Annotated in this window: 15 protein-coding genes and 1 pseudogene; all 16 read left to right on the top strand. The window is 73.2% G+C overall.

Going from position 1 to position 20,324, the window contains the following annotated elements; translation table 11 throughout:
- The first annotated feature begins 22 nt into the window (after nucleotides 1-22).
- The 16 genes and pseudogenes from AB0K17_RS13310 to AB0K17_RS13385 all read left to right on the top strand — a co-directional run bounded on the left by AB0K17_RS13310 (nucleotide 23) and on the right by AB0K17_RS13385 (nucleotide 20,277).
- Nucleotides 23-1,174 carry a hypothetical protein gene (locus tag AB0K17_RS13310; RefSeq protein ID WP_365983024.1) on the top strand — a complete coding sequence of 384 codons (1,152 nt, stop codon included), beginning with the start codon at nucleotides 23-25 and terminating at the stop codon, nucleotides 1,172-1,174.
- The gene (locus tag AB0K17_RS13315; RefSeq protein ID WP_365983025.1) at nucleotides 1,171-2,151 is read left to right on the top strand and encodes a DMT family transporter; all 981 of its coding nucleotides are present in this window, start codon (nucleotides 1,171-1,173) and stop codon (nucleotides 2,149-2,151) included. Before AB0K17_RS13310 ends, AB0K17_RS13315 begins: the two co-directional genes overlap by 4 nt.
- Nucleotides 2,152-2,229: 78 nt before the next feature.
- A complete protein-coding gene (locus AB0K17_RS13320) occupies nucleotides 2,230-3,990 on the top strand; it encodes a phospholipid carrier-dependent glycosyltransferase (RefSeq protein WP_365966042.1) in 1,761 nt (586 codons plus the stop codon).
- Between the two features lie 81 nt (nucleotides 3,991-4,071).
- Entirely contained in the window at nucleotides 4,072-5,679 is a 1,608-nt protein-coding gene (locus tag AB0K17_RS13325; RefSeq protein ID WP_365983026.1) for a penicillin-binding transpeptidase domain-containing protein, read from the top strand.
- A 119-nt stretch (nucleotides 5,680-5,798) separates the two neighbouring features.
- On the top strand, nucleotides 5,799-6,650 hold the full coding sequence (locus AB0K17_RS13330; protein WP_365966040.1) for a DMT family transporter: 852 nt from the start codon (nucleotides 5,799-5,801) through the stop codon (nucleotides 6,648-6,650).
- A 75-nt stretch (nucleotides 6,651-6,725) separates the two neighbouring features.
- The gene (locus tag AB0K17_RS13335; protein ID WP_365966039.1) at nucleotides 6,726-7,181 is read left to right on the top strand and encodes a DUF6299 family protein; all 456 of its coding nucleotides are present in this window, start codon (nucleotides 6,726-6,728) and stop codon (nucleotides 7,179-7,181) included.
- A gap of 51 nt (nucleotides 7,182-7,232) precedes the next feature.
- Nucleotides 7,233-8,096, top strand: a complete 864-nt coding sequence (gene rsmI, locus AB0K17_RS13340) for a 16S rRNA (cytidine(1402)-2'-O)-methyltransferase (RefSeq protein ID WP_365966038.1) — start codon at nucleotides 7,233-7,235, stop codon at nucleotides 8,094-8,096.
- Between the two features lie 201 nt (nucleotides 8,097-8,297).
- Nucleotides 8,298-8,759: a hypothetical protein gene (locus AB0K17_RS13345; RefSeq protein ID WP_365966037.1), complete on the top strand. Its 462-nt coding sequence runs from the start codon at nucleotides 8,298-8,300 to the stop codon at nucleotides 8,757-8,759.
- 42 nt (nucleotides 8,760-8,801) lie between these two features.
- Nucleotides 8,802-9,722, top strand: a complete 921-nt coding sequence (locus tag AB0K17_RS13350; protein WP_365966036.1) for a TatD family hydrolase — start codon at nucleotides 8,802-8,804, stop codon at nucleotides 9,720-9,722.
- 1,395 nt (nucleotides 9,723-11,117) lie between these two features.
- Nucleotides 11,118-12,200, top strand: a pseudogene (locus tag AB0K17_RS13355) (ubiquitin-like domain-containing protein); the annotation flags it as partial.
- Entirely contained in the window at nucleotides 12,197-13,087 is an 891-nt protein-coding gene (rsmA, locus tag AB0K17_RS13360) for a 16S rRNA (adenine(1518)-N(6)/adenine(1519)-N(6))-dimethyltransferase RsmA (RefSeq protein WP_365966033.1), read from the top strand. The pseudogene AB0K17_RS13355 and the gene rsmA, both read left to right, overlap by 4 nt.
- The gene (locus AB0K17_RS13365) at nucleotides 13,084-13,989 is read left to right on the top strand and encodes a 4-(cytidine 5'-diphospho)-2-C-methyl-D-erythritol kinase (protein WP_365983027.1); all 906 of its coding nucleotides are present in this window, start codon (nucleotides 13,084-13,086) and stop codon (nucleotides 13,987-13,989) included. The genes rsmA and AB0K17_RS13365 overlap by 4 nt, the downstream gene beginning before the upstream one ends.
- 83 nt (nucleotides 13,990-14,072) lie before the next feature.
- Entirely contained in the window at nucleotides 14,073-15,740 is a 1,668-nt protein-coding gene (locus AB0K17_RS13370; protein WP_365983028.1) for an FG-GAP-like repeat-containing protein, read from the top strand.
- Between the two features lie 100 nt (nucleotides 15,741-15,840).
- Nucleotides 15,841-17,643: an ABC-F family ATP-binding cassette domain-containing protein gene (locus tag AB0K17_RS13375; RefSeq protein ID WP_365983029.1), complete on the top strand. Its 1,803-nt coding sequence runs from the start codon at nucleotides 15,841-15,843 to the stop codon at nucleotides 17,641-17,643.
- A 133-nt stretch (nucleotides 17,644-17,776) separates the two neighbouring features.
- A complete protein-coding gene (locus AB0K17_RS13380; RefSeq protein WP_365983030.1) occupies nucleotides 17,777-18,199 on the top strand; it encodes a hypothetical protein in 423 nt (140 codons plus the stop codon).
- Nucleotides 18,200-18,399: 200 nt separating this feature from the next.
- Complete coding sequence (locus tag AB0K17_RS13385) at nucleotides 18,400-20,277, top strand: PQQ-binding-like beta-propeller repeat protein (protein ID WP_365983031.1); 1,878 nt, start codon at nucleotides 18,400-18,402, stop codon at nucleotides 20,275-20,277.
- Nucleotides 20,278-20,324: the final 47 nt, after the last annotated feature.

Consider the following 20,324-nt stretch of genomic DNA (forward strand, 5'->3'; position numbering starts at 1 on the left):
GTTCAAGGATTCGGGGAGATTCATGTCGAGCAATTCGTCACCCGCGGTGTCGGTGCACAGGATAGAAACCCCCAACGGCGATGCGTGGGTGGCCTGGGACGATCAGCGGGACACCGATTACGCCTACGGCGGCAGCCGGATGGTCCCGTTCGTCACACCGGACGAGGAAGCCGTCTCCGTTCTCAGGAGATTAGCCGTCGGCGAGAGCAAACTGAAGAACACCCTCATCAACACCGCCTTCGAGGAGGGAATTCTCGACGGATTCTCCGACCGTTTTCCGCAGGGATTCCTGCAGAGTCGCGTCGGTGGCGGCCGCTGCATCATCAGGCCCCGCGACGCCGACATCGAAAACATCCTCTCCGACCCGCTCTCGCCGGAATTCCGGCGCACGATCGAGCCCATATTCGCGGGCATCGGCGCCTTCCTGAACGAGATGGACGGCAGGATCAAGCTCACCCCCGACTTCGGGCGCTTCGCCGGTCTGGCCGACCTGCTGCTGGAGCACACCCCGCACGTCCTGGGCGTCCGCCGGGAGGTGGGCGGCTGCGGAGGCAAGTCCTCCTTCTCGACAACCGGCGTGATCGCCGCCTTCGAGGAGCTCAAGCCCGGCCCCGCCGGCCCCGTCACCCTCATCGGCTCCGACGGCGCCATGGGCAGCGACTTCTTCGACTACCTCAAGCGCTCCGACCTCCCGGACGTCGCCGTCGCCGACATCGCGTACGCCGCCGGCAGCACCGTCCGCGACGGGTACCCCGTGCTCCCCTCGCGCCCGGGCACCTTCACCACCGAGTGCCTCGGCCGCGGCGGCTCGGTCGTCGCCAACACCTGGGGCAACGAACTGGAGAACGCCGACGTCGACGCCCTGCGGCCCGGCACCCTCCTGCTGCTGGCCCACAACCACTCCGTCCCCGAGGGGCAGGCCGGGCTCGACCTGATGCGCCGCGTGGCCGGGCGCGACGTGCTCGCCCTGCCGGGCCAGGTGCTGACCCTGGGCGGCGCGCTCACCTCCCGCCTGGAGTGGTTCTCCCGGCAGGCCCGGCCCGGCGAGCTGTTCGACAAGCCGCTGGCGCACGACGTGGTCCGCACGGTGATCAGGTACTGGGTCCGGCGCTGCGTCGACTCCGCCGGGGCCGACGGCACCACGCCGTACGAAGCGATGCTCTCCGCCGCGTGAGGCGCACCCGCGACGACGTGAGGTCCCCGGCCGGCCCGGTCGGTCTCGCCGACCGGCCGCCGGCCGGGGAGGCCGGCGGGCGCGGGATCACCCCCGCGCTCGCCGGCGGCATCGTGCTGGCCTCCGCCTCCGGCTACCCGGTCGGCGCACTCGGTGTGGGCGCCGCCCCGCCGTTCCTGCTCACGGCCGGCCGCATCGCGCTGGCGGCGGTGCTCATGACCTGCATCGCGGTGGCGGTGCGGGCCCGCAGGCCGCGCGGGAGGCTGCTGGTGCACACCATGGTCGTCGGCGTGCTCGGGCACTGCGTGCACTTCGCGGGCCTGTACGGCGGCCTGGCCGTGGGCGTGCCGCCCGTGGTCTCGGCGCTGGTCTTCGGCCTGCACCCGGTGCTGACCGCGGTGCTGGCCGGGCTGGTCCTGCACGAGCGCCCGCGCGCCCGGCAGCTGGCGGGGCTCGTCCTCGGCGTGCTCGCCGTGCTCCTCGCACTCGGCGGCCGCCTGCTGTCCGCCGGCGGCCTCGACGCCGGCAGCGCCCTGACCCTGGTCGGCCTGACGGGGCTGGTCTCCAGCGCGGTGTGGCAGCAGCGCTTCTGCGCCGGCGTCGACCTGCGCGCCGCCACCGCCGTCCAGCTGAGCGCCGCCGTCCCGCCGCTGCTGGTGCTGGCGGTGCTGGAGGGCGGCACGGTGCACGACTGGCGCACCGCGGGCTGGGTCGCGCTGTGGCTGGTGGTGGTCAACTCCATCGTCGGCACGCGCCTGCAGCTGGAGGCGGTCCGGCGGGCCGGGGCCGCCCGCACCAGCACGGTCTTCTGCCTGGTGCCCTCGACCGCCGCGCTGCTGTCGTGGGTCATGGGCAACGGCACGCTGAACGCCGGTGTCATCGCCGGCCTCGTCCTCGGCGCCGCCGCCTCCGTCCTGGGCCTGCGGGCCACCCCCGCCGGCCGTACGACGAGTGCGCCGGAGCGAACCGAGAGCTGACGCGCAGCCGGCGGCCGACAGGCGCCACCCGCGCGGCGGGCCCGCGACGCGCACAGGGTCGTTCCCTACGATGGCGCGGTGACCAGTGACACCGCGACGCCCGCCCCCGGAGGCCGAACGACGACGGACGAGCAGCCGCCCCCCTGGCAGCGCAGACTCCGCCGCTTCGGCTATACGGGCGGCGCGGCCGGCCCCGGCGCACGGGAGCGGCTCGTCCCGCCGTTCCCCGAGCCGGGCACCCGGCTGTGGGAGGCGGCGGGGGCCTCGCCCCTGCTCGCCCGGCGGCTCGCGGCGTCCATGGGGTGGGCCGGCCCGCTGGCCGTCGCCCTGTTCGCCGGACTGATCCGCTTCTGGAACCTCGGCAGCCCCAAAGCCGTCATATTCGACGAGACGTACTACGCCAAGGACGCCTGGGCGCTGTGGACGTACGGCTACGAGGTCGAGTGGCCCAAGGACGCCAACGACCAGATCATCGCCGGGCACAGCGCGGTCGGGGACGCCGCCTCGTACGTCGTCCACCCGCCCGTCGGCAAGTGGGTCATCGGCATCGGCGAATGGCTGTTCGGGCTCAATCCGTTCGGCTGGCGCTTCATGGTCGCCGTGCTCGGCACCCTGACCGTCCTGATGCTCTGCCGCATCGGCCGGCGGCTGCTGCGCTCGACCTTCCTCGGCTGCCTGGCCGGCCTCCTGCTCGCCGTCGACGGCCTGCACTTCGTCATGAGCCGCACCGCGCTGCTCGACTCGGTGCTGGTCTTCTTCGTGCTCGCCGCCTTCGGATGCGCCCTCGTCGACCGCGACAAGGTGCGCGCGAAACTCGCGGCCACCCTGCCCGACGACCCGGACACCCCGCCCGACCCGGTCGCCGGCGACCGCACCCGGCTGGGCCTGCGCCCCTGGCGGCTGGCCGCCGGCGTCTTCCTGGGCCTGGCCTTCGCCACCAAGTGGAACGGCGGCGTCTACCTCGCGGCGTTCGCCGTGATGATCGTCCTGTGGGACATCGCCTCCCGCCGCCTGGCCGGCGCCCGGCGCCCCTGGCTCTCCTCGCTGCTGCGCGACATGCCGTGGACGTTCCTGTCGACCGTGCCGGTCGCGATCGGCGTGTACGTGGCGTCGTGGACCGGCTGGTTCACCCACAGCGGCACCTACGACCGGACCAACGGCTGGCGCCACAGCGGCTACAACCGGCACTGGGCGGAGGTCGAGGGCGGCGCCAGCCCCGACGGCTTCCTGGCCGGCGTGCTCAACCCGCTGCGCAGCCTGTGGCATTACGAGACCCAGGTGTGGGACTTCAACACCAACCTCACCTCGCCGCACACCTACCAGTCCAACCCCTGGAGCTGGCTGGTGCAGTCCCGGCCGGTCTCGTACTTCTACGAGTCCCCCGGCGCCGGCAACGGCGGCTGCCCCATGGACTCCGCCGACAAGTGCGCCCGCGAAGTGCTGGCCCTGGGCACCCCGCTGCTGTGGTGGACGGCGTGCTTCGCCCTGCTGTACCTGCTCTACCGCTGGGCCTTCCGGCGCGACTGGCGCGCGGGCGCGGTGCTGTGCGGCGTCGCGGCCGGCTACCTGCCCTGGTTCAAGTACCAGGAGCGCACCGTCTTCGTCTTCTACGCGGTGGTCTTCGTGCCGTTCCTGTGCCTGGCGGTGGCCATGCTGATCGGGGCGATCCTCGGGCCGTCCGGGTCCTCGGAGCGGCGCCGGGTCGTGGGCGCGGTCGGTGCGGGCACGCTCGTCCTGCTCATCATCTGGAACTTCATCTACTTCTTCCCCCTGTACACCGGGCAGGCCATCCCCATGGACGCCTGGCGCAACCGCATGTGGCTGGATACGTGGATCTGACGGCTTTTCGGTCGAGGGGGTCCCGTAGAGTTCCTCCCGAGGTTTTAATCAGGTGATTAAAACCAGGAGGGGGCAAGGGACATGCGCACTGGCGCAAAGATCGCAACCGGCGTCGCCGTCACCGTCGTGGTGGGCGCCGCCGGCCTGGGGGCCTACAACCTCGTCGACGCCGTCGCCAACGGCAACACCGGCACACAAACCGACGCCGCACCCGTCAGAACCGGGCCGCCCACGGCCGACGAGACCTCGCGCACAGCCCGCGAGTTCCTCGACGCCTGGGCGGCCGGCGACACCGCGAAGGCCGCCGGCCTGACCGACAACGTCACGGCGGCCACCACCGCCCTGACCGCCTACCGCGACACCGTGCACGTCCGGAAGGCCACCTTCAAACAAGGCGCCGCCACCGGCACCAAGGTGCCCTTCACCGTCACCGCCGAGATCGTCCTCGACAAGCAGCACTCCACCTGGACGTACGACTCCTCGCTCGACGTCGTCCGCGGGGGCGGCGGACGCGGCCGGGCACTGGTCGGCTGGCAGCCCACCGTCGTCCACCCCGGCATCGACTCCGGCCACACCCTGCGCACCACCGCGACCGAGTCGCCCAAACTCGTCGCCGTCGACCGCAACGGCACCGAACTCGACCCCAAGGCCAACCCCTCGCTCGCCCCCCTCCTGACCGAACTGCGCAAGCGCTACGGCCAGAAGGCCGGCGGCGAACCCACCGTCGCCGTCCGCCTCGAAGGCGCCGAGGCCAGGACCCTCCACGTGGTCGCCGAAGGCAAACCCGGCAAGCTGCGCACCACCCTCGACGCCGGCGTCCAGCGCGCCGCCGAGGCCGCCGTCGCCCGCCACTCGGATGCCTCCGTCGTCGCCGTCAAACCCAGCACCGGCGAAATCCTCGCCGTGGCCGACGCGAAGAAAACCGAGTTCAACCCGGCCCTCTCCGGTACGACCGCGCCCGGCTCCACCATGAAGGTCATCACCGCGGCCATGCTGCTGGAAAAGGGCGTCTCCGCCCCCGGCAAGCACCTGCCGTGCCCGAAGAACGCCACCTACGGCATGACCTTCCACAACGTCGAACACAGCGAGAACCCCGACGCCACCTTCGCGCAGGACTTCGCCGCCTCCTGCAACACCGCCTTCATCTCCTTCGCCGGCAAGATCCCCGACAGCGCGCTCGCCGACGAGGCCCGCGACGTCTTCGGCATAGGCCTCGACTGGAAGACCGGCGTCAGCACCTTCGACGGCCGCGTACCGGCGGATGCCGGTGCCGGCAAGGCCGCAGCCCTCATCGGGCAGGGCCGCGTGCAGATGAACCCGCTCACCATGGCCTCCGTCGCGGCCACCGTGCGCACCGGCAGCTTCCACCAGCCGTACCTCGTCGCCCCCGACATCGACGGCCGCCAGCTCGCCCGCGCGCCGCGGTCCCTGCCGGCGGGCGTCGCACGCGACCTGCGCGCCATGATGCGGCTGACCGCCGTCTCCGGCACGGGCGCCCACGCGATGTCCGGGCTGGGCGGGGACATCGGGGCCAAGACCGGCTCGGCCGAGGTCGACAACCAGACGGCGCCCAACGGGTGGTTCACCGCCTACCGCGACGACGTCGCCGCGGCGGCGGTCGTCCCCCAGGGCGGCCACGGCGGCGACTCGGCGGGTCCGATCGTGGCAGCGGTCCTGCGCGCCGGCTGAGGCCGACGGGGGCGCCGGCCACCGGGCCGCACCGGACCGTCGAGCTCGTCCCGCCGCAGGCGCCTCGCGTGACCGGCGCGACAGCGCCGGGCCGCCAACCCGCACTAGCGTCACCGGACATGACCCCCCTCGTCGCCGTCGCCGTCCTCATCGCCGCCGTCACGCACGCCACATGGAACGCCATCGCCCACGGCATCAAGGACCAGCTGATCGCCTTCACGCTGGTCGGTGGCGGCGGTGCCGTGGCCGGGTTGCTCATGGTGCCGTTCACGGCGCAGCCGGCTGCCGCGGCCTGGCCGTACCTGGTCGCCTCGGCACTGGTGCACGTCCTCTACCAGGCCCTGCTGATGCGGTCGTTCAGCCTCGGCGACTTCGGGCAGATGTATCCGATCGCCCGCGGTACGGCGCCGCTGGCCGTCACCGTGCTGGCGGCGGTGTTCGCCGGCGAGAGCACCGGCGGCATGCAGCTGGCCGGGGTCGCCGTGGCCTCCACGGGGCTGGTGGGTCTGGCCCTGTGGGGCATCCGCGGTTCCGGGACCCGGCCGCACTGGCCGGCGATCGGGGCCGCCGTCGCGACGGGCCTGTCCATTGCCGGGTACACCGTCGTCGACGGCCTGGGCGTACGGGCCTCCGGCACCCCGCTCGGCTACATCGCCTGGCTGATGATCCTGGAGGGCCTGGCGATCCCCGCCTGGGCGGTGGCCGCCCGGCGCGGCCGGCTGGGTGCGCAGATGCGGCCCTTCCTGGCCCGCGGCCTGCTCGGCGGGCTGTTGTCCGTCTGCGCCTACGGGCTGGTGCTGTGGGCCCAGACGCGGGCCGCGCTCGCGCCCATCGCGGCGCTGCGCGAGTCCTCGATCCTGGTGGGCGCCGCGATAGGCGCGGTGGTGATGAAGGAACGTTTCGGTGCGCCGCGCATCGCCGCCGCGGGCCTGATGGTGCTCGGTATCGGCCTGATGCTGCACGCGGGCTGACGCGGGTGGCCGACACGGCGGCACGGGAGTGACATTCGGCCACTTGGCAGCCCTTTTCCGGTATTCCTGGCAGCCATGCGCAATCGCCATCGCCATCCCCACTGCATTTCCGCCGCCGTACTCCTTGCCGCGGCCGCCGCGACCGTGGCCGCCGCGCCCGCGCCGCCCGCCGTACCGGCCAACAAGCTCGTCATCAACCGCACCGGCACTCTCGCGTCCGACGGCACCGTCACCCTCACCGGCACCTACCGCTGCTCGGTGAACCACTCGGCCGGTCCCGTCTTCGTCGTCACCAACCTCACGCAGGGTGGTACGACCGTCGGCATGGGCGATGCCCCGGCCACCTGTGACGGCCGTCAGCACGCCTGGCGCAACTCCAGCCACCCCGCCCGCCCCTTCCAGCCGGGTCCGGCCCGGACGGAAGGGACGGTGATGGAGCTGCGGCGGCAGAAGAGCGGGGTCCCGGTGCCGCGGTTCCTGGTCGTCGTCCCCGACACCCCCATCACGCTCACCGCCCACCGCCGGCACTGACCGCCCGGCGGAGGCGGACCGTACGGGCCGGGCCGCGGCGTCCCTGCGAGGATGGGAGGCGTGACTGGAACTCTCGTACTCGCAGGAACCCCCATCGGCGACGTGGCCGACGCGCCCCCGCGGCTGGCCGCCGAGCTCGGCACCGCCGAGGTGATCGCCGCCGAGGACACCCGGCGGCTGCGCCGGCTGACCCAGGCGCTGGGGGTGCACACCACCGGCAAGGTGGTCTCCTACTTCGAGGGCAACGAGTCCGCCCGCACCCCCGAGCTGGTCGAGGCCCTGGTGGGCGGGGCGCGGGTGCTGCTGGTCACCGACGCCGGCATGCCGTCGGTCTCCGACCCCGGCTACCGCCTGGTGGCCGCGGCCGTCGAGCGCGGTGTGCGGGTCACGGCCGTGCCGGGCCCCTCCGCGGTGCTCACGGCGCTGGCCCTCTCCGGGCTGCCGGTGGACCGGTTCTGCTTCGAGGGCTTCCTGCCGCGCAAGGCCGGCGAGCGGCTCGGCCGGCTGCGGGAGGTGGCCGAGGAGCGGCGCACCCTGGTCTACTTCGAGGCCCCGCACCGCCTCGACGACACCCTCGCCGCGATGGCCGAGGTCTTCGGCACCGACCGGCGCGCCGCGGTGTGCCGGGAGCTGACCAAGACGTACGAGGAGGTCAAGCGCGGTCCGCTGGGCGAGCTCGCGGCCTGGGCGGCCGAGGGGGTCAAGGGCGAGATCACCATCGTGGTGGAGGGCGCCGCCGAGCGCGGCCCCGAGGAACTGGACGCCGCCGAGCTCGTCCGCCGGGTGCGGGTGCGCGAGGAGGCGGGGGAGCGCCGCAAGGAGGCGATTTCGGCCGTGGCGGCGGAAACAGGTCTACCCAAGCGCGTCGTGTTCGATGCCGTCGTGGCGGCAAAAAATGCCACTTCCAACGGTTGACAATAAGGTAAAGCGCTAACCTGAAAAGCAAAGCCCAGGCATGGTGGCCTGCGGCTTCGGACATGGAGCCGCCAAGTTTGCCCCAATTCGCGGGCCGGGCTGCTGCGCCGGCGGCGGGATGGGCGTTCCCTGGACGTGGGGACGTTCCGGTCCCCGTGAGAGCGCGTCCAGAGCTTGTCCCGACGGACAAGAGGAGCTGCCATGAGCGAGATTGCAGGAGCTTCGAGCGGTGCCCGGCCCGTGACCCGCGTCCGTACGATTCCCGAACAGAGTGCCGGCGCTTTTGAGCCGGCCCACGAGTCCTACTCGTTCGCCTGCATGCGGTGCGGGCACGCGTGGGAACAGTCGTACGAAATACGGCACCACGTCGACGCGAAGGGCGAACCGTTCGTCGTCTACTACGCCGACGGCGAGCGCGTCCCCTCGCCGCTGACCCGGCCCACGTGCCTGAACTGCGGCGCCCACGTCGTGCGCATCATGCGCTCCGGGCAGGTCTCGGTCGTCGCCGAGGCCCTGCACCTCTCCAGCCGCAACGCCGTGCCCGTCGACGAGCAGTCGCCCGCCGGCCCCATCCACGACGGCGGCGACCGGGCGGCGCGGCGCGAGCGCAGCGGGCACCACTGGCACCTCTCGGACCTGCTGCACCCGTTCCACCGCAAGTAACCGCGATGCGAGCGGCGCCGCGAGGTCCATAGAATCGCGGCCATGGCGGCAACAGCATCGAACAGCAGTCCGGCGGATGGCGGGCGGAAGAAGAACGACGAGAAGAACGTTCCCCCGCCGCTGCCGGCACCGCTGTCCGTGCCCGTCGCCGACGCGCACACCCATCTCGACATGGCCCACGACAGCGTCGAGGACGCCCTGGCCAAGGCCGCCTCCGTCGGAGTCACCACGGTCGTCCAGGTGGGCTGCGACGTCGCCGGATCCCGCTGGGCGGCCGAGACCGCCGCCGCCCACGAGGCCGTGTGGGCCGCGGTCGCCCTCCATCCCAACGAGGCGCCCCGCATCGTCCACGGCGACCCCGACGGCTGGTCCCGCCAGGGCGCCCGGCAGCCCGGCGGCGACGCCGCCCTCGAGGACGCCCTCGCCGAGATCGACCGCCTGGCCGCCCTGCCGCACGTACGCGGCGTCGGCGAGACCGGCCTCGACTTCTTCCGCACCGGGCCCGAGGGCAAGGCCGCCCAGGAACACTCCTTCCGGCGCCACATCGACATCGCCAAACGCCACGGCAAGGCCCTGGTCATCCACGACCGCGACGCCCACGACGACGTCCTGCGCGTCCTGCGGGAGGAGGGCGCGCCCGAGCGGGTGGTCTTCCACTGCTACTCCGGGGACGCCGAGATGGCGAAGATCTGCGCCGAAGCCGGCTACTACCTGTCCTTCGCCGGCAACGTCACCTTCAAGAACGCCCAGCACCTGCGCGACGCGCTCGCCGTCGCCCCCCTCGACCGCGTCCTCGTCGAGACCGACGCGCCCTTCCTGACCCCCGCCCCGTATCGCGGACGGCCCAACGCGCCCTACCTCATTCCGGTCACCTTGCGCGCGATGGCCGCGGTGCGCGGCATCGACGAGGACGCGCTGGCCACGGCGGTCGCGGCGAATACCGCACGGGCATTCGGGTACTGACACCGGAATTCGCGACACCGTGTGACGGTATGACTTTGGTCCGTGATGGCGGCTCCGCTACAGTCCGGGCCTAGCCGGACTCAGTGGAGTGTCGTGAGCCAAGCACCGGGCAGCCCCCACTACGGGGAGTACACCCCGTACGCCGAGCCGTACGAACCCTTCGGCCAGCCGCACCTGCCGCGCCAGGGCGCGGCGGACGACGCGGCCTCGACGTCGGTACTCCCCGTGACGGACGAGGCCCCGCCCCCGGGCGGCCGGGCGGCGGCCCGGCGCAGCCGTGGCCGGCGCGGACGCACGGAGCCACCCCCGACGGAGAGTGCGCCGCCCGCCCCGGGCGGCCGCGCGGCGGCCCGACGGGCGGCCGCGGGCGGCAAGGACTGGTGGAGACGCGGCGAGCCGGCAGATGGCGCGAGCAGCCCCGGCGGCCGAGCGGCCGCCCGCCGCGCGGCTGCCGCGGCCGCCGCGGGCGGCAAGGAGCGGCGCAAGCGGACGCAGACGCCCCCGGCCGACCACCGCTCCGGCGGTGAGCCGGCGAACGGCCCGGGCACCTCCGGCGAGGCACCGCCGGTGCACGGCGAGCCGGTGGCCGGCCCGGGCGGCCGCGCGGCGGCGCGGCGCCGCGGACGCGGCGGGACACCCCCGGTGGACGGTGAGCCGGTCACCGGCGCGGTCGCCTCCGGCGAGACGGCGGCCCGGACGGCGGAGCGGCGGAGCAACCCCGACGAGACGACAGCCCCGACGGGCCGCGCGGCGGCGCGGCGCGCCGCCGCGGCCGGCAGGGGGCGCCGGAAACGCCCGGCCCCCGCCACGGACGGGTACGTGCCCGACGGCGGCACCTCCGGCGGCCGCGCCGCGGCCCGCCGCCGGCGGGCCCTGGCGCCCTCGGCCGGCCACGAGGGCGCCGGCGGCCCACAGCCGGCCGACCTCCGGGGCGCCGACGACGCGGGGAGGTACCTCCCCGGCAGCCGTGCCCCGGTCGGGTATCCACCCGCCGCCGACCCGCAGGGCGGCGCCCCCGACCGGGGTCGTGCCGCAGAGGGACACCCGCCCGAGGGCGGCGATGCCCACGGCGGGCGCGCCGTGGTGTGGCCGGTGCAGGAGGCCGGGCACGCCGGCGCCCCGGCGAGCGGCGCCGCCCCCGGCGGCCGCGCCGCTGCGCGGCGGGCGCGGGCGGCAGCGGCGAGCGGCGCCGAGGGTGGTGGCGGCGAGCCGGGCGGTGCACGTGTCGCGCATGGGTATCCGCCCGCCGGTGGCCCCCTCGGCGCCGATGCCGGGGCGTATCCGCCCGGGCCGGGTGCCGCCCCCGGCGGCCGCGCCGCTGCGCGGCGGGCGCGGGCGGCAGGAGGCGCCGAGCCGGGTGGTGGGCGGCGTCGGCGGGGGGAGGGGGCCGAGGCGTTGCGGCGGTTGGTGCCGCAGGCGCTTGTCGTGGCCTTTCTGGCCGGTGGGACGTCCGCGTTCATCGCGGAGGACAAGACCGTCCAGCTCAGTGTGGACGGCAGGCCCCGCACCCTGCACACGTTCGCCGACGACGTGGCCGAGTTGCTCTCCGACGAGGGGATGGCCGTCGGGGAGCACGACATCGTGGCGCCGGGGCCGCATCACGATCTGGCGGCCGGTGATCAGGTGATCGTGCGGTACGGGCGGCCGGTGGCGCTGACGCTCGACGGTGAGCGCCGCCAGGTGTGGACGACGGCCCGTACGGTCGACGGGGCCCTGCGGCAGCTGGGCGTGCGGGCCGAGGGGGCGTATCTGTCGGCGTCCCGTTCGGCGCCCATCGGGCGCCAGGGCCTGGATCTGGATGTGCGCACGGAGCGCACGGTGACGTTCATGGCCGACGGCCGGGAGCGCACGATCCGTACGAACGCGGCGACCGTGCGCGAGGCGCTGGAGCAGGCCGGGATCGGCCTGAACGGCCAGGACACCACGTCCGTGGATCCGGAGAGCTTCCCGCGCGAGGGGCAGACGATCTCCATCATGCGGATCTCGGCCGACACCGAGACGCGTGAGGAACCCATCGACTTCCCGACCGAGCGCCGCCAGGACCCGACGTTGTACAAGGGCACGGAGGTGGTCGTGCAGCGCGGTGAGAAGGGCGTGCAGCGGGTGACGTACGCGCTGCGCACGGTCAACGGAGTGCAGCAGAAGCCGAAGAAGGTCTCCACGCAGGTGGTGAAGCAGCCGAAGACGGAGATCATCAAGGTGGGGACGAAGGCCAGGCCGACCACCGTGCAGGGCACGGACCACCTGAACTGGGGCGCGCTGGCCCAGTGCGAGGCGGGCGGGCGGCCCGACGCGGTGGACCCGTCGGGCACGTACGGCGGGCTGTACCAGTTCGACGTGCGCACCTGGCAGTCGCTGGGCGGCAGCGGGCGCCCGCAGGACGCCTCGTCGGACGAGCAGACGTTCCGGGCGAAGAAGCTGTACGTCAGCCGGGGGGCGAGCCCGTGGCCGGTGTGCGGCCGTAAACTTCACGGGTGAGCTCCAGCCCCAGCACAGACCCCTCCGGCGAGTCCGGCGCCCTGCTCGGCCCGGCCGACGTCCGCGAACTGGCCACCGCCCTCGGGGTGCGCCCCACCAAGCAGCGCGGCCAGAACTTCGTGATCGACGCCAACACCGTGCGCCGCATCGTGCGGACCGCCGAGGTGCGGCCCGACGACGTGGTCGTCGAGGTCGGCCCCGGCCTGGGGTCGCTGACGCTGGCCCTGCTGGAGGTCGCCGACCGGGTGACGGCCGTCGAGATCGACGACGTGCTGGCGGCCGCGCTGCCCGCGACGATCGGCGCCCGGCTGCCCGGGCGCGCCGACCGGTTCGCGCTGGTGCACAGCGATGCCATGCACGTGGCCGAGCTGCCCGGCCCGGCGCCGACGGCGCTGGTGGCCAACCTGCCGTACAACGTCGCCGTCCCGGTGCTGCTGCACATGCTCGACCGCTTCCCGAGCATCGAGCGCACGCTGGTGATGGTGCAGTCGGAGGTCGCCGACCGGCTCGCCGCGCGGCCGGGCAACAAGGTGTACGGCGTGCCGTCGGTGAAGGCCAACTGGTACGCGGAGGTCAAGCGTGCCGGCGCCATCGGCCGCAACGTCTTCTGGCCGGCGCCCAACGTCGACTCGGGCCTGGTCTCGCTGGTGCGCCGCAGCGCGCCGGTGGAGACGACGGCCACCAAGGAAGAGGTCTTCGCCGTGGTCGACGCCGCCTTCGCGCAGCGCCGCAAGACGCTGCGCGCGGCGCTGGCCGGCTGGGCCGGTTCGGCGGCCGCCGCCGAGGCGGCCCTGGTGGCCGCCGGGATCTCGCCGCAGGCCCGCGGGGAGTCCCTGACCGTCCACGAGTTCGCCGCGATCGCCGAACAGAAGGGCGCAGCCCAGTGACCGCATCCGTCACGGTCCGCGTACCGGCCAAGGTCAACGTCCAGCTGGCCGTGGGCCCGCTGCGGCCGGACGGCTTCCACGACCTGGCCAACGTCTTCCTGGCCGTGGGCCTGTACGACGAGGTCACCGTGCGCCCGCACGACGGGCTGAAGGTCACCTGCGAGGGGCCGGACGCCGACAAGGTGCCCCTGGACGCCACCAACCTGGCCGCCCGCGCCGCCCTCGCCCTCGCCGCCCGGCACGGGCGGGAGGCGAACGTGCACCTCCACATCGCCAAGGACATCCCCGTCGCGGGCGGCATGGCCGGTGGCAGCGCCGACGGCGCGGGCGCCCTGCTGGCCTGCGACGCCCTGTGGGGCACGGGCGCCTCCCGGGACGAACTGCTGGAGATCTGCGCCGAGCTCGGCAGCGACGTGCCCTTCAGCCTCGTCGGCGGCGCGGCCCTCGGCCGCGGCCGGGGCGAGCTGCTCACGCCGCTGGAGACCGGCGGCACCTTCCACTGGGTCTTCGCCGTCGCCGACGGCGGCCTGTCCACGCCGGCCGTGTACGCCGAGTGCGACCGCCTGCGCGCGGGGACGGCCGTCCCCGACCCGGAGCCGTCTGCGGATCTCCTGGCGGCCCTGCGCGCCGGTGACGCGCCCGCCCTCGCGGCGGTGCTGGCCAACGACCTGCAGCCGGCCGCCCTGTCCCTGCGCCCCGCGCTGGCCGGCACCCTCGCCGCGGGCAGCGGGGCCGGTGCCCTGGCCGCGCTGGTCTCCGGCTCGGGCCCCACGACCGCCTTCCTGGCGGCGGACGAGGCAACGGCCCGCAAGGTGGCCGACGCCCTGACCGCCTCGGGCACCTGCCGGGCGGTACGCACGGCCCGCGGCCCGGTGCCGGGGGCGACGGTGGTGGCGGGCTGACCCGCCCCCGTTGAAGATCACGGGTTTGGGACAATAGGGGTGTTCCGGCCGCCGCAGGGGCGGCCCCGACCGAGGCCGGGCCCATGACCTCCATACGACCCTCCGGGATACGACCCTCCCGCCGCCGTGCCGCCGCCACCCGGTGCCTCGTGCCCGCCGTGGCCACGGCGCTGGTGACGACCGGGCTGTTCGCCGGCACCTCCCTGGCCGCCGCGGCGGCCGCGCCCGCCCCCGTACCCGTTCCCGCGGCGGCGCCCGCCGCCGACTGGAGGGTGCCGCGGCTCGCGGTCATGCCGCTCGGCGACTCGATCACCCGCGGCGTGGGCAGCTCCACGGGTTCCGGCTACCGCGTCGCCCTGCGCGACCGCCTGACCGGGCACGCCGACGACCTGCGGTTCGTGGGCTCCGTACGGACCGACGGCCAGGACAACGAGGGCCACCCCGGCTGGATGATCGACGACCTGGCCGACAACATCGACCGCTGGCTCGCGGAGACCCGGCCCAATGTCGTCACGCTGAACATCGGCACCAACGACATCGACGCCGACTTCCACTCCGCGGACGCCCCCGCCCGCCTCGGTGCCCTCGTCGACCGCATCACCGCCGCGGCCCCCGGCGTCACCGTCCTGGTCTCCTCGCTCGTACCGAACAACACCAAGGACGACCCGGCGCGCAACGAGCGCGTCAAGCAGTACAACAGCACCCTGCCCGGGCTCGTCGCCGAGCGGCAGCGCAAGGGCCTGCACGTCGGGTACGTGGACATGGGCGCCGTCACCCCGGACGACATCGGCGACCGGCTCCACCCCAAGGACGCCGGCTACGCGAAGATGGCCGACGCCTTCTACGGCGGCATCGCCCGCGCCGCCGCCGACGGCTGGATCCGGCCGACCGTCGACGTCAGACCCGCCCCGCCCGCCGCCGCACCGCAGGGCGACTACAAGGTCGACATCAACGGGGACGGCAGGGCCGACTACCTCGTGGTCGACGACGACGGCTCCGTGCGCGCCTGGCGCAACGACGGCGGCGACACCGGCAAGGGCTGGGCCCCCCTCGGCCGCATCGCCACCGGCGACTACGCCTCCGGCACCAAGGTGCGCTTCGCCGACATCGACGGCGACGGCAGGGCCGACTACCTGATCCTCGACAAGGACGGCTCGGTCCGCGCCTTCCTCAACAACGCAAGCGCCGCCAAGCCCGACGACTGGAAGCGCTACGGACGCCTCGCCACGGGCATCCCCGGGGCACCCGCCGACCGGGTGCGCTTCGCCGACGTCAACGGCGACCGCAAGGCCGACTACCTCGTGGTCGACGACGACGGCTCCGTGCGCGCGTGGCTCAACAACGGCGGCGACCAGGGCAAGGGCTGGATCAGCGCCGGCCTCATCGCCACCGGCGACCACGCCTCCGGCACCAGGGTGCGCTTCGCCGACGTCGACGGCGACGGGAAGGCCGACTACCTCGTCGTGAACGACGACGGCTCCGTCCACGCCTGGATCAACACCGGCGCCGGCGTGGCCGACCGCTGGAGCGACGCCGGCCTCATCGCCACCGGCACCAAGGCGGCGCCCGGCTCGGCGGTGCGCTTCGCCGACGTCGACGGCGACGGGAAGGCCGACTACCTCGCCGTGGACGAGGACGGCTCCGTCCACGCCTGGATCAACAAGGGCGCCGGCCGCGCCGACCGCTGGAGCGACGCCGGAACGATCGCCACCGGCACCGGCAAGCGCACCGGCAGCCGCGTCCACATCTGACCCCGGCCGATAACGGCCCACGCCCCCCCCGCGGGCGCCCGTCCGGGGCGCCCGCGGGGGCGTGGGATCCTGGAGACAGTCCCAGCAAGCGAGGAGCCCCATGGCAGCCAACCTGGTCAATCTGGAAGCCGTCGACAAGGTGTACGGCACCCGTGCCCTGCTCGACGGTGTCTCCCTCGGCGTCAACGAGGGCGACCGGATCGGCGTGGTCGGCCGCAACGGCGACGGCAAGACCACGCTCATCCGCATCCTCGCCAAGCTGGAGGAGGCCGACAAGGGCCGCGTCACCCACGTCGGCCACCTGCACCTGGGCGTGCTCACCCAGCACGACTCCCTCGACCCCGCAGCAACGATCCGGCACGAGGTCGTCGGCGACATGGCCGACCACGAGTGGGCCGGCAACGCCAAGATCCGCGACGTGCTCACCGGCCTCTTCGGCGGCCTGGACCTGCCCGCCTTCCCGCAGGGCCTGGACACCGTCATCGGCCCGCTCTCCGGCGGCGAGCGCCGCCGCATCGCCCTGGCCAAGCTGCTCATCGCCGACCAGGACCTCATCGTCCTGGACGAGCCCACCAACCACCTCGACGTCGAGGGCATCTCCTGGCTCGCCGGCCACCTGCAGCAGCGCCGCTCGGCCCTGGTGTGCGTCACCCACGACCGCTGGTTCCTCGACCAGGTGTGCACCCGCATGTGGGACGTCCAGCGCGGCACCGTCCACGAGTACGAGGGCGGCTACAGCGACTACGTCTTCGCCCGCGCCGAACGCGAGCGCATCGCCGCCACCGAGGAGGCCAAGCGGCAGAACCTGATGCGCAAGGAGCTCGCCTGGCTGCGCCGCGGCGCCCCGGCCCGCACCAGCAAGCCGCGCTTCCGCATCGAGGCCGCCAACGAGCTGATCGCCGACGTGCCGCCGCCGCGCGACAGCTCCGAGCTGATGAAGTTCGCCAGCTCCCGGCTGGGCAAGACCGTCTTCGACCTGGAGAACGTCACCGTCCAGGCCGGCCCCAAGGCGCTCATCCAGCACCTGACCTGGCAGCTCGGCCCCGGCGACCGCATCGGCCTCGTCGGCGTCAACGGCGCCGGCAAGACCTCCTTCCTGCGCACCCTCGCCGAGGCCGCGCGCACGCAGGGCGAGAAGCAGCCGCCCGCCGGCAAGGTCGTCGTCGGCAAGACCGTCAAGCTCGCCTACCTCTCGCAGGAGGTCGCCGAGCTCGACCCGGCCAAGCGCGTCCTGGAGGCCGTCCAGGAAGTGCGCGACCGCGTCGACCTCGGCAAGGGACGCGAGATGACCGCTGGCCAGCTCTGCGAGAAGTTCGGCTTCTCCAAGGAGAAGCAGTGGACGCCGGTCGGCGACCTCTCCGGCGGCGAGCGTCGCCGCCTGCAGATCCTGCGCCTTCTGATGGACGAGCCCAACGTCCTCTTCCTCGACGAGCCCACCAACGACCTCGACATCGAGACCCTCACGCAGCTGGAGGACCTCCTCGACGGCTGGCCCGGCTCGATGGTTGTCATCAGCCACGACCGCTACTTCGTCGAGCGCACCACCGACCGCGTCTTCGCCCTGCTCGGCGACCGCACCCTGCGGATGCTGCCGCGCGGCCTCGACGAGTACCTGGAGCGCCGGCAGCAGGCCGCCGAGGCCGCCGCCCCGCCCGCCCCCGCCCCGGCCGCCACCAAGCCCGCCAAGCCGGCCGCGGACGCCCGCGCGGCCAAGAAGGAACTGCAGAAGATCGAGCGCCGCCTCGACCGCATCGGCGAGCAGGAGACCAAGCTCCACGAGCGCATCGCCGAACAGGCCACCGACTTCGAGGCGGTCGCCAAGCTCGACGCCGAGCTGCGCGAACTCGCCGCCGAGCGCGACGAACTCGAGATGCGCTGGCTCGACCTGGCCGACGACGCGTAGTCGGCGGGTCGCCGGAACCACCCACTTCGGGGATTGCGCCGAACATGCCAATTTCGATTGATCTTGGTAGTGTCCGGCTGACGCCTCGTCAGAAATGACGTGTGCTGCTCTCAAATTCCGAAGTGGGGTAATCATGCGCAAGTTGCGCAACAGTGCGGTTGTTGTCGGGATGGCTGCCGCCGTGCTGATGGGATTTGCCGGCTCGAGTTCCGCCGCGGGTGCCGGCGGTGCGGACGCTGCAACCTACGGTGTGGACGGCAGTGCGACGTGGACCTATGACAGCCCCACGCACCTGACCATCAGGACGATGACTGTGAGTGACACCAAGGAGGATGGCTACAACGTCTACATCCGCCTGCTCACTCGTGACCGTCATGACAACTTGACGGCCTATTCGAAGCGCTACAACAACAAGGGCGTCGGCACCCACGAGTCCTGGTGGGGCCTCCCCGCCTCGAACAACGCAGGTATTGCGTGGGCCACCATCGAGGTCTGCCGGGGAGACGGGACCTGCGCCCGGGGCCCCTGGCGTGAGAACAACTACGACGGTGACTGAGCACTCTTTCGGAGCGTTGGCGACAGGCGTGTAACGATCCTCCACCGGGCCGGTCTCAGGCTTCCTTGAGCCCAGAGATCGGCCTGTGTGCGGTCAGGGGCGAGTGGTAGAAAGAACACCCGCTCGTTGGCCGCACAATGGCGGGAATCATGCGGTGCACTCCACTGCATTGCCCGGTCCGCGCATACAGAGGAAAGCTGATGTCACAGCCGCCCCAGCCCCCCGAGCCGCCGAAGGGCCCGCCGGCCCCGCCGGGCGGAGGCTTCGGCGCGCCACACGACCCCCGTTCGGGCTTCGGCGCCCCCTCGCCCGCGAAGCCGCCGCAGGCGCCCCCCGCCCAGCCGCCGGCCGCTGCACCGCAGGTGCCGCCGGCCACGCTGGTGGTGACCCCGCAGCAGCAGCCTCCGCAGGTGCCGGCGCCCCAGGCCCCGCAGCCGCCGCAGGGCCCGCCGCCTCCGCCGCCCCCGCCCGGCGGGCGCCCCGGCGACCCCGGTTACGGCTACCCCCAGACGCCCCCGCCGCCCACCGCGCCCCCCGGCTACGGCTACCCGCTCGCGCCGCCCGCCGGCGGCTACGGCTACCCCGGCCAGCCACCGCAGCCCGGCGCGTACCCGCCCATGTCCGCCCCCTATCCGGGCGCCGCTCCCTACCCGGGCGCCCCCGCCCCCGCCGGTACGAAGAAGCGCACGGCGGTCATCGTCAGCGCCGCCGTCGCACTCCTTCTCGTCGTCGGTGGCGGCATCTGGTTCGCCACCCAGGGTGGCGGCAAGGACGACGAGGCCAAGGGCGGCGGCTCCACCAGCCAGTCCGGCAACGGCCCGCAGGGCGGCGGCAAGGCGCCGCGCGCGGTCGACGGCAAGCTGCTCTTCAGCGTCGACCCGGCGCCCGTCACCGACCTCGTCACCGTCAAGGGCATGTGGGTCACCGACAAGGTCTTCGCCAAGGCCGACGTCTACAAGGTGGTCGGCTACGGCCTCTCCGGCGGCAAGCAGTGGGAGATCCCGCTCGACGGCGAGATCTGCTGGTCGTCCCAGCAGACCACCGCCGACGGCAAGACCGCGGTGCTCACCAAGTCCAGCAAGCCGAGCGCCGACCAGAAGGTCGGCGGTCCGTGCAGCCAGGTCGTGGCTATCGACCTCAACAACGGCAAGAAGCTGTGGCAGAAGTCGCTGAAGAACGGCGACCAGGAACTGCGCTTCAACGAGGTCACCGTCGGCGGCGGCACCGTCGCCGCGGGCGGTACGAGCGGCGGCGCGGCCTGGTCGCTGGACGGCAAGGAGCTGTGGAAGCCCAAGCAGGGCGACGACTGCCGCGACGACGGCTACGGCGGCGGCAGCAAGCTCGTCGCGGTGCGCCGCTGCGGCGAGTACGGCAATCCGCAGATGCAGGTGCAGACCCTCGACCCGGGCAGTGGTGCCATCAAGTCGGTCTTCAAGATCCCCGCCGGGCTCAAGTGGGTCCATGTGGCGTCGACCGATCCCCTGGTAGTCGCCGTCGAGGCAGGGCAAGGAAGCGGTACCGCCTCCGACTTCATGGTGCTTGACGACAGTGGCAGCGAGGCGAAGCTGCGCTCGAAGATTTCGTCCGAGAGCGGTGCCTACACCCCTCGCTGCGAGCCCACCAACGTCGAGGGCTGCTTCAAGCTCGCCGTCAGCAAGGACACCCTCTACCTGCCGACCGACGACCACACCAGCGGTAACCCGCAGCAGCCGGGCCGCGTCAACGAGATCGTCGGATTCGACCTGGCCACCGGGCAGTCGCGGGGCAAGGCCGAGGGCATGCCCGGTTCCACTCTGGTCCCGCTGGGCATCGACAAGGACGGCTACCCCATCGGGTACCAGGCCCCGACCTACAAGTCGGGTGGCAAAGTGGTACGAATCGATCCGAAGTCGTTCAAGACCGATGTCCTGCTGAAGAATCCGGCCTCCTCGGCCCAGAGCGAGAGCCAGCTGACGCCCACCCTCAACCCGGCGTTGTGGAGCCAGGGCCGGCTCTACCTGGGCAGCAAGTACGCCGACAAGCCGCGTGCGGTGCAGTTCGGCAAGCAGTACGCCCTGATGATCTTCGGGGGCAGCTGATCCTGATCATTTGACGAGCGCTCCAGCCGTATCCCTGTCCACCGTGT

Origin of the sequence: Streptomyces sp. NPDC049585 (genome assembly GCF_040675615.1) — a bacterium.
Lineage (GTDB): Bacteria > Actinomycetota > Actinomycetes > Streptomycetales > Streptomycetaceae > Streptomyces > Streptomyces luteosporeus.

Bases quoted from the DNA above. Each gene is read 5' to 3' on its own strand.
- AB0K17_RS13385 (WP_365983031.1), top strand. From the start codon at position 18,400: ATGTCACAGCCGCCCCAGCCCCCCGAGCCGCCGAAGGGCCCGCCGGCC.
- AB0K17_RS13345 (WP_365966037.1), top strand. From the start codon at position 8,298: ATGAGCGAGATTGCAGGAGCTTCGAGCGGTGCCCGGCCCGTGACCCGC.
- AB0K17_RS13310 (WP_365983024.1), top strand. From the start codon at position 23: ATGTCGAGCAATTCGTCACCCGCGGTGTCGGTGCACAGGATAGAAACC.
- AB0K17_RS13350 (WP_365966036.1), top strand. From the start codon at position 8,802: ATGGCGGCAACAGCATCGAACAGCAGTCCGGCGGATGGCGGGCGGAAG.
- AB0K17_RS13375 (WP_365983029.1), top strand. From the start codon at position 15,841: ATGGCAGCCAACCTGGTCAATCTGGAAGCCGTCGACAAGGTGTACGGC.
- rsmI (WP_365966038.1), top strand. From the start codon at position 7,233: ATGGGAGGCGTGACTGGAACTCTCGTACTCGCAGGAACCCCCATCGGC.
- AB0K17_RS13380 (WP_365983030.1), top strand. From the start codon at position 17,777: ATGCGCAAGTTGCGCAACAGTGCGGTTGTTGTCGGGATGGCTGCCGCC.
- AB0K17_RS13370 (WP_365983028.1), top strand. From the start codon at position 14,073: ATGACCTCCATACGACCCTCCGGGATACGACCCTCCCGCCGCCGTGCC.
- AB0K17_RS13325 (WP_365983026.1), top strand. From the start codon at position 4,072: ATGCGCACTGGCGCAAAGATCGCAACCGGCGTCGCCGTCACCGTCGTG.
- AB0K17_RS13335 (WP_365966039.1), top strand. From the start codon at position 6,726: ATGCGCAATCGCCATCGCCATCCCCACTGCATTTCCGCCGCCGTACTC.
- AB0K17_RS13330 (WP_365966040.1), top strand. From the start codon at position 5,799: ATGACCCCCCTCGTCGCCGTCGCCGTCCTCATCGCCGCCGTCACGCAC.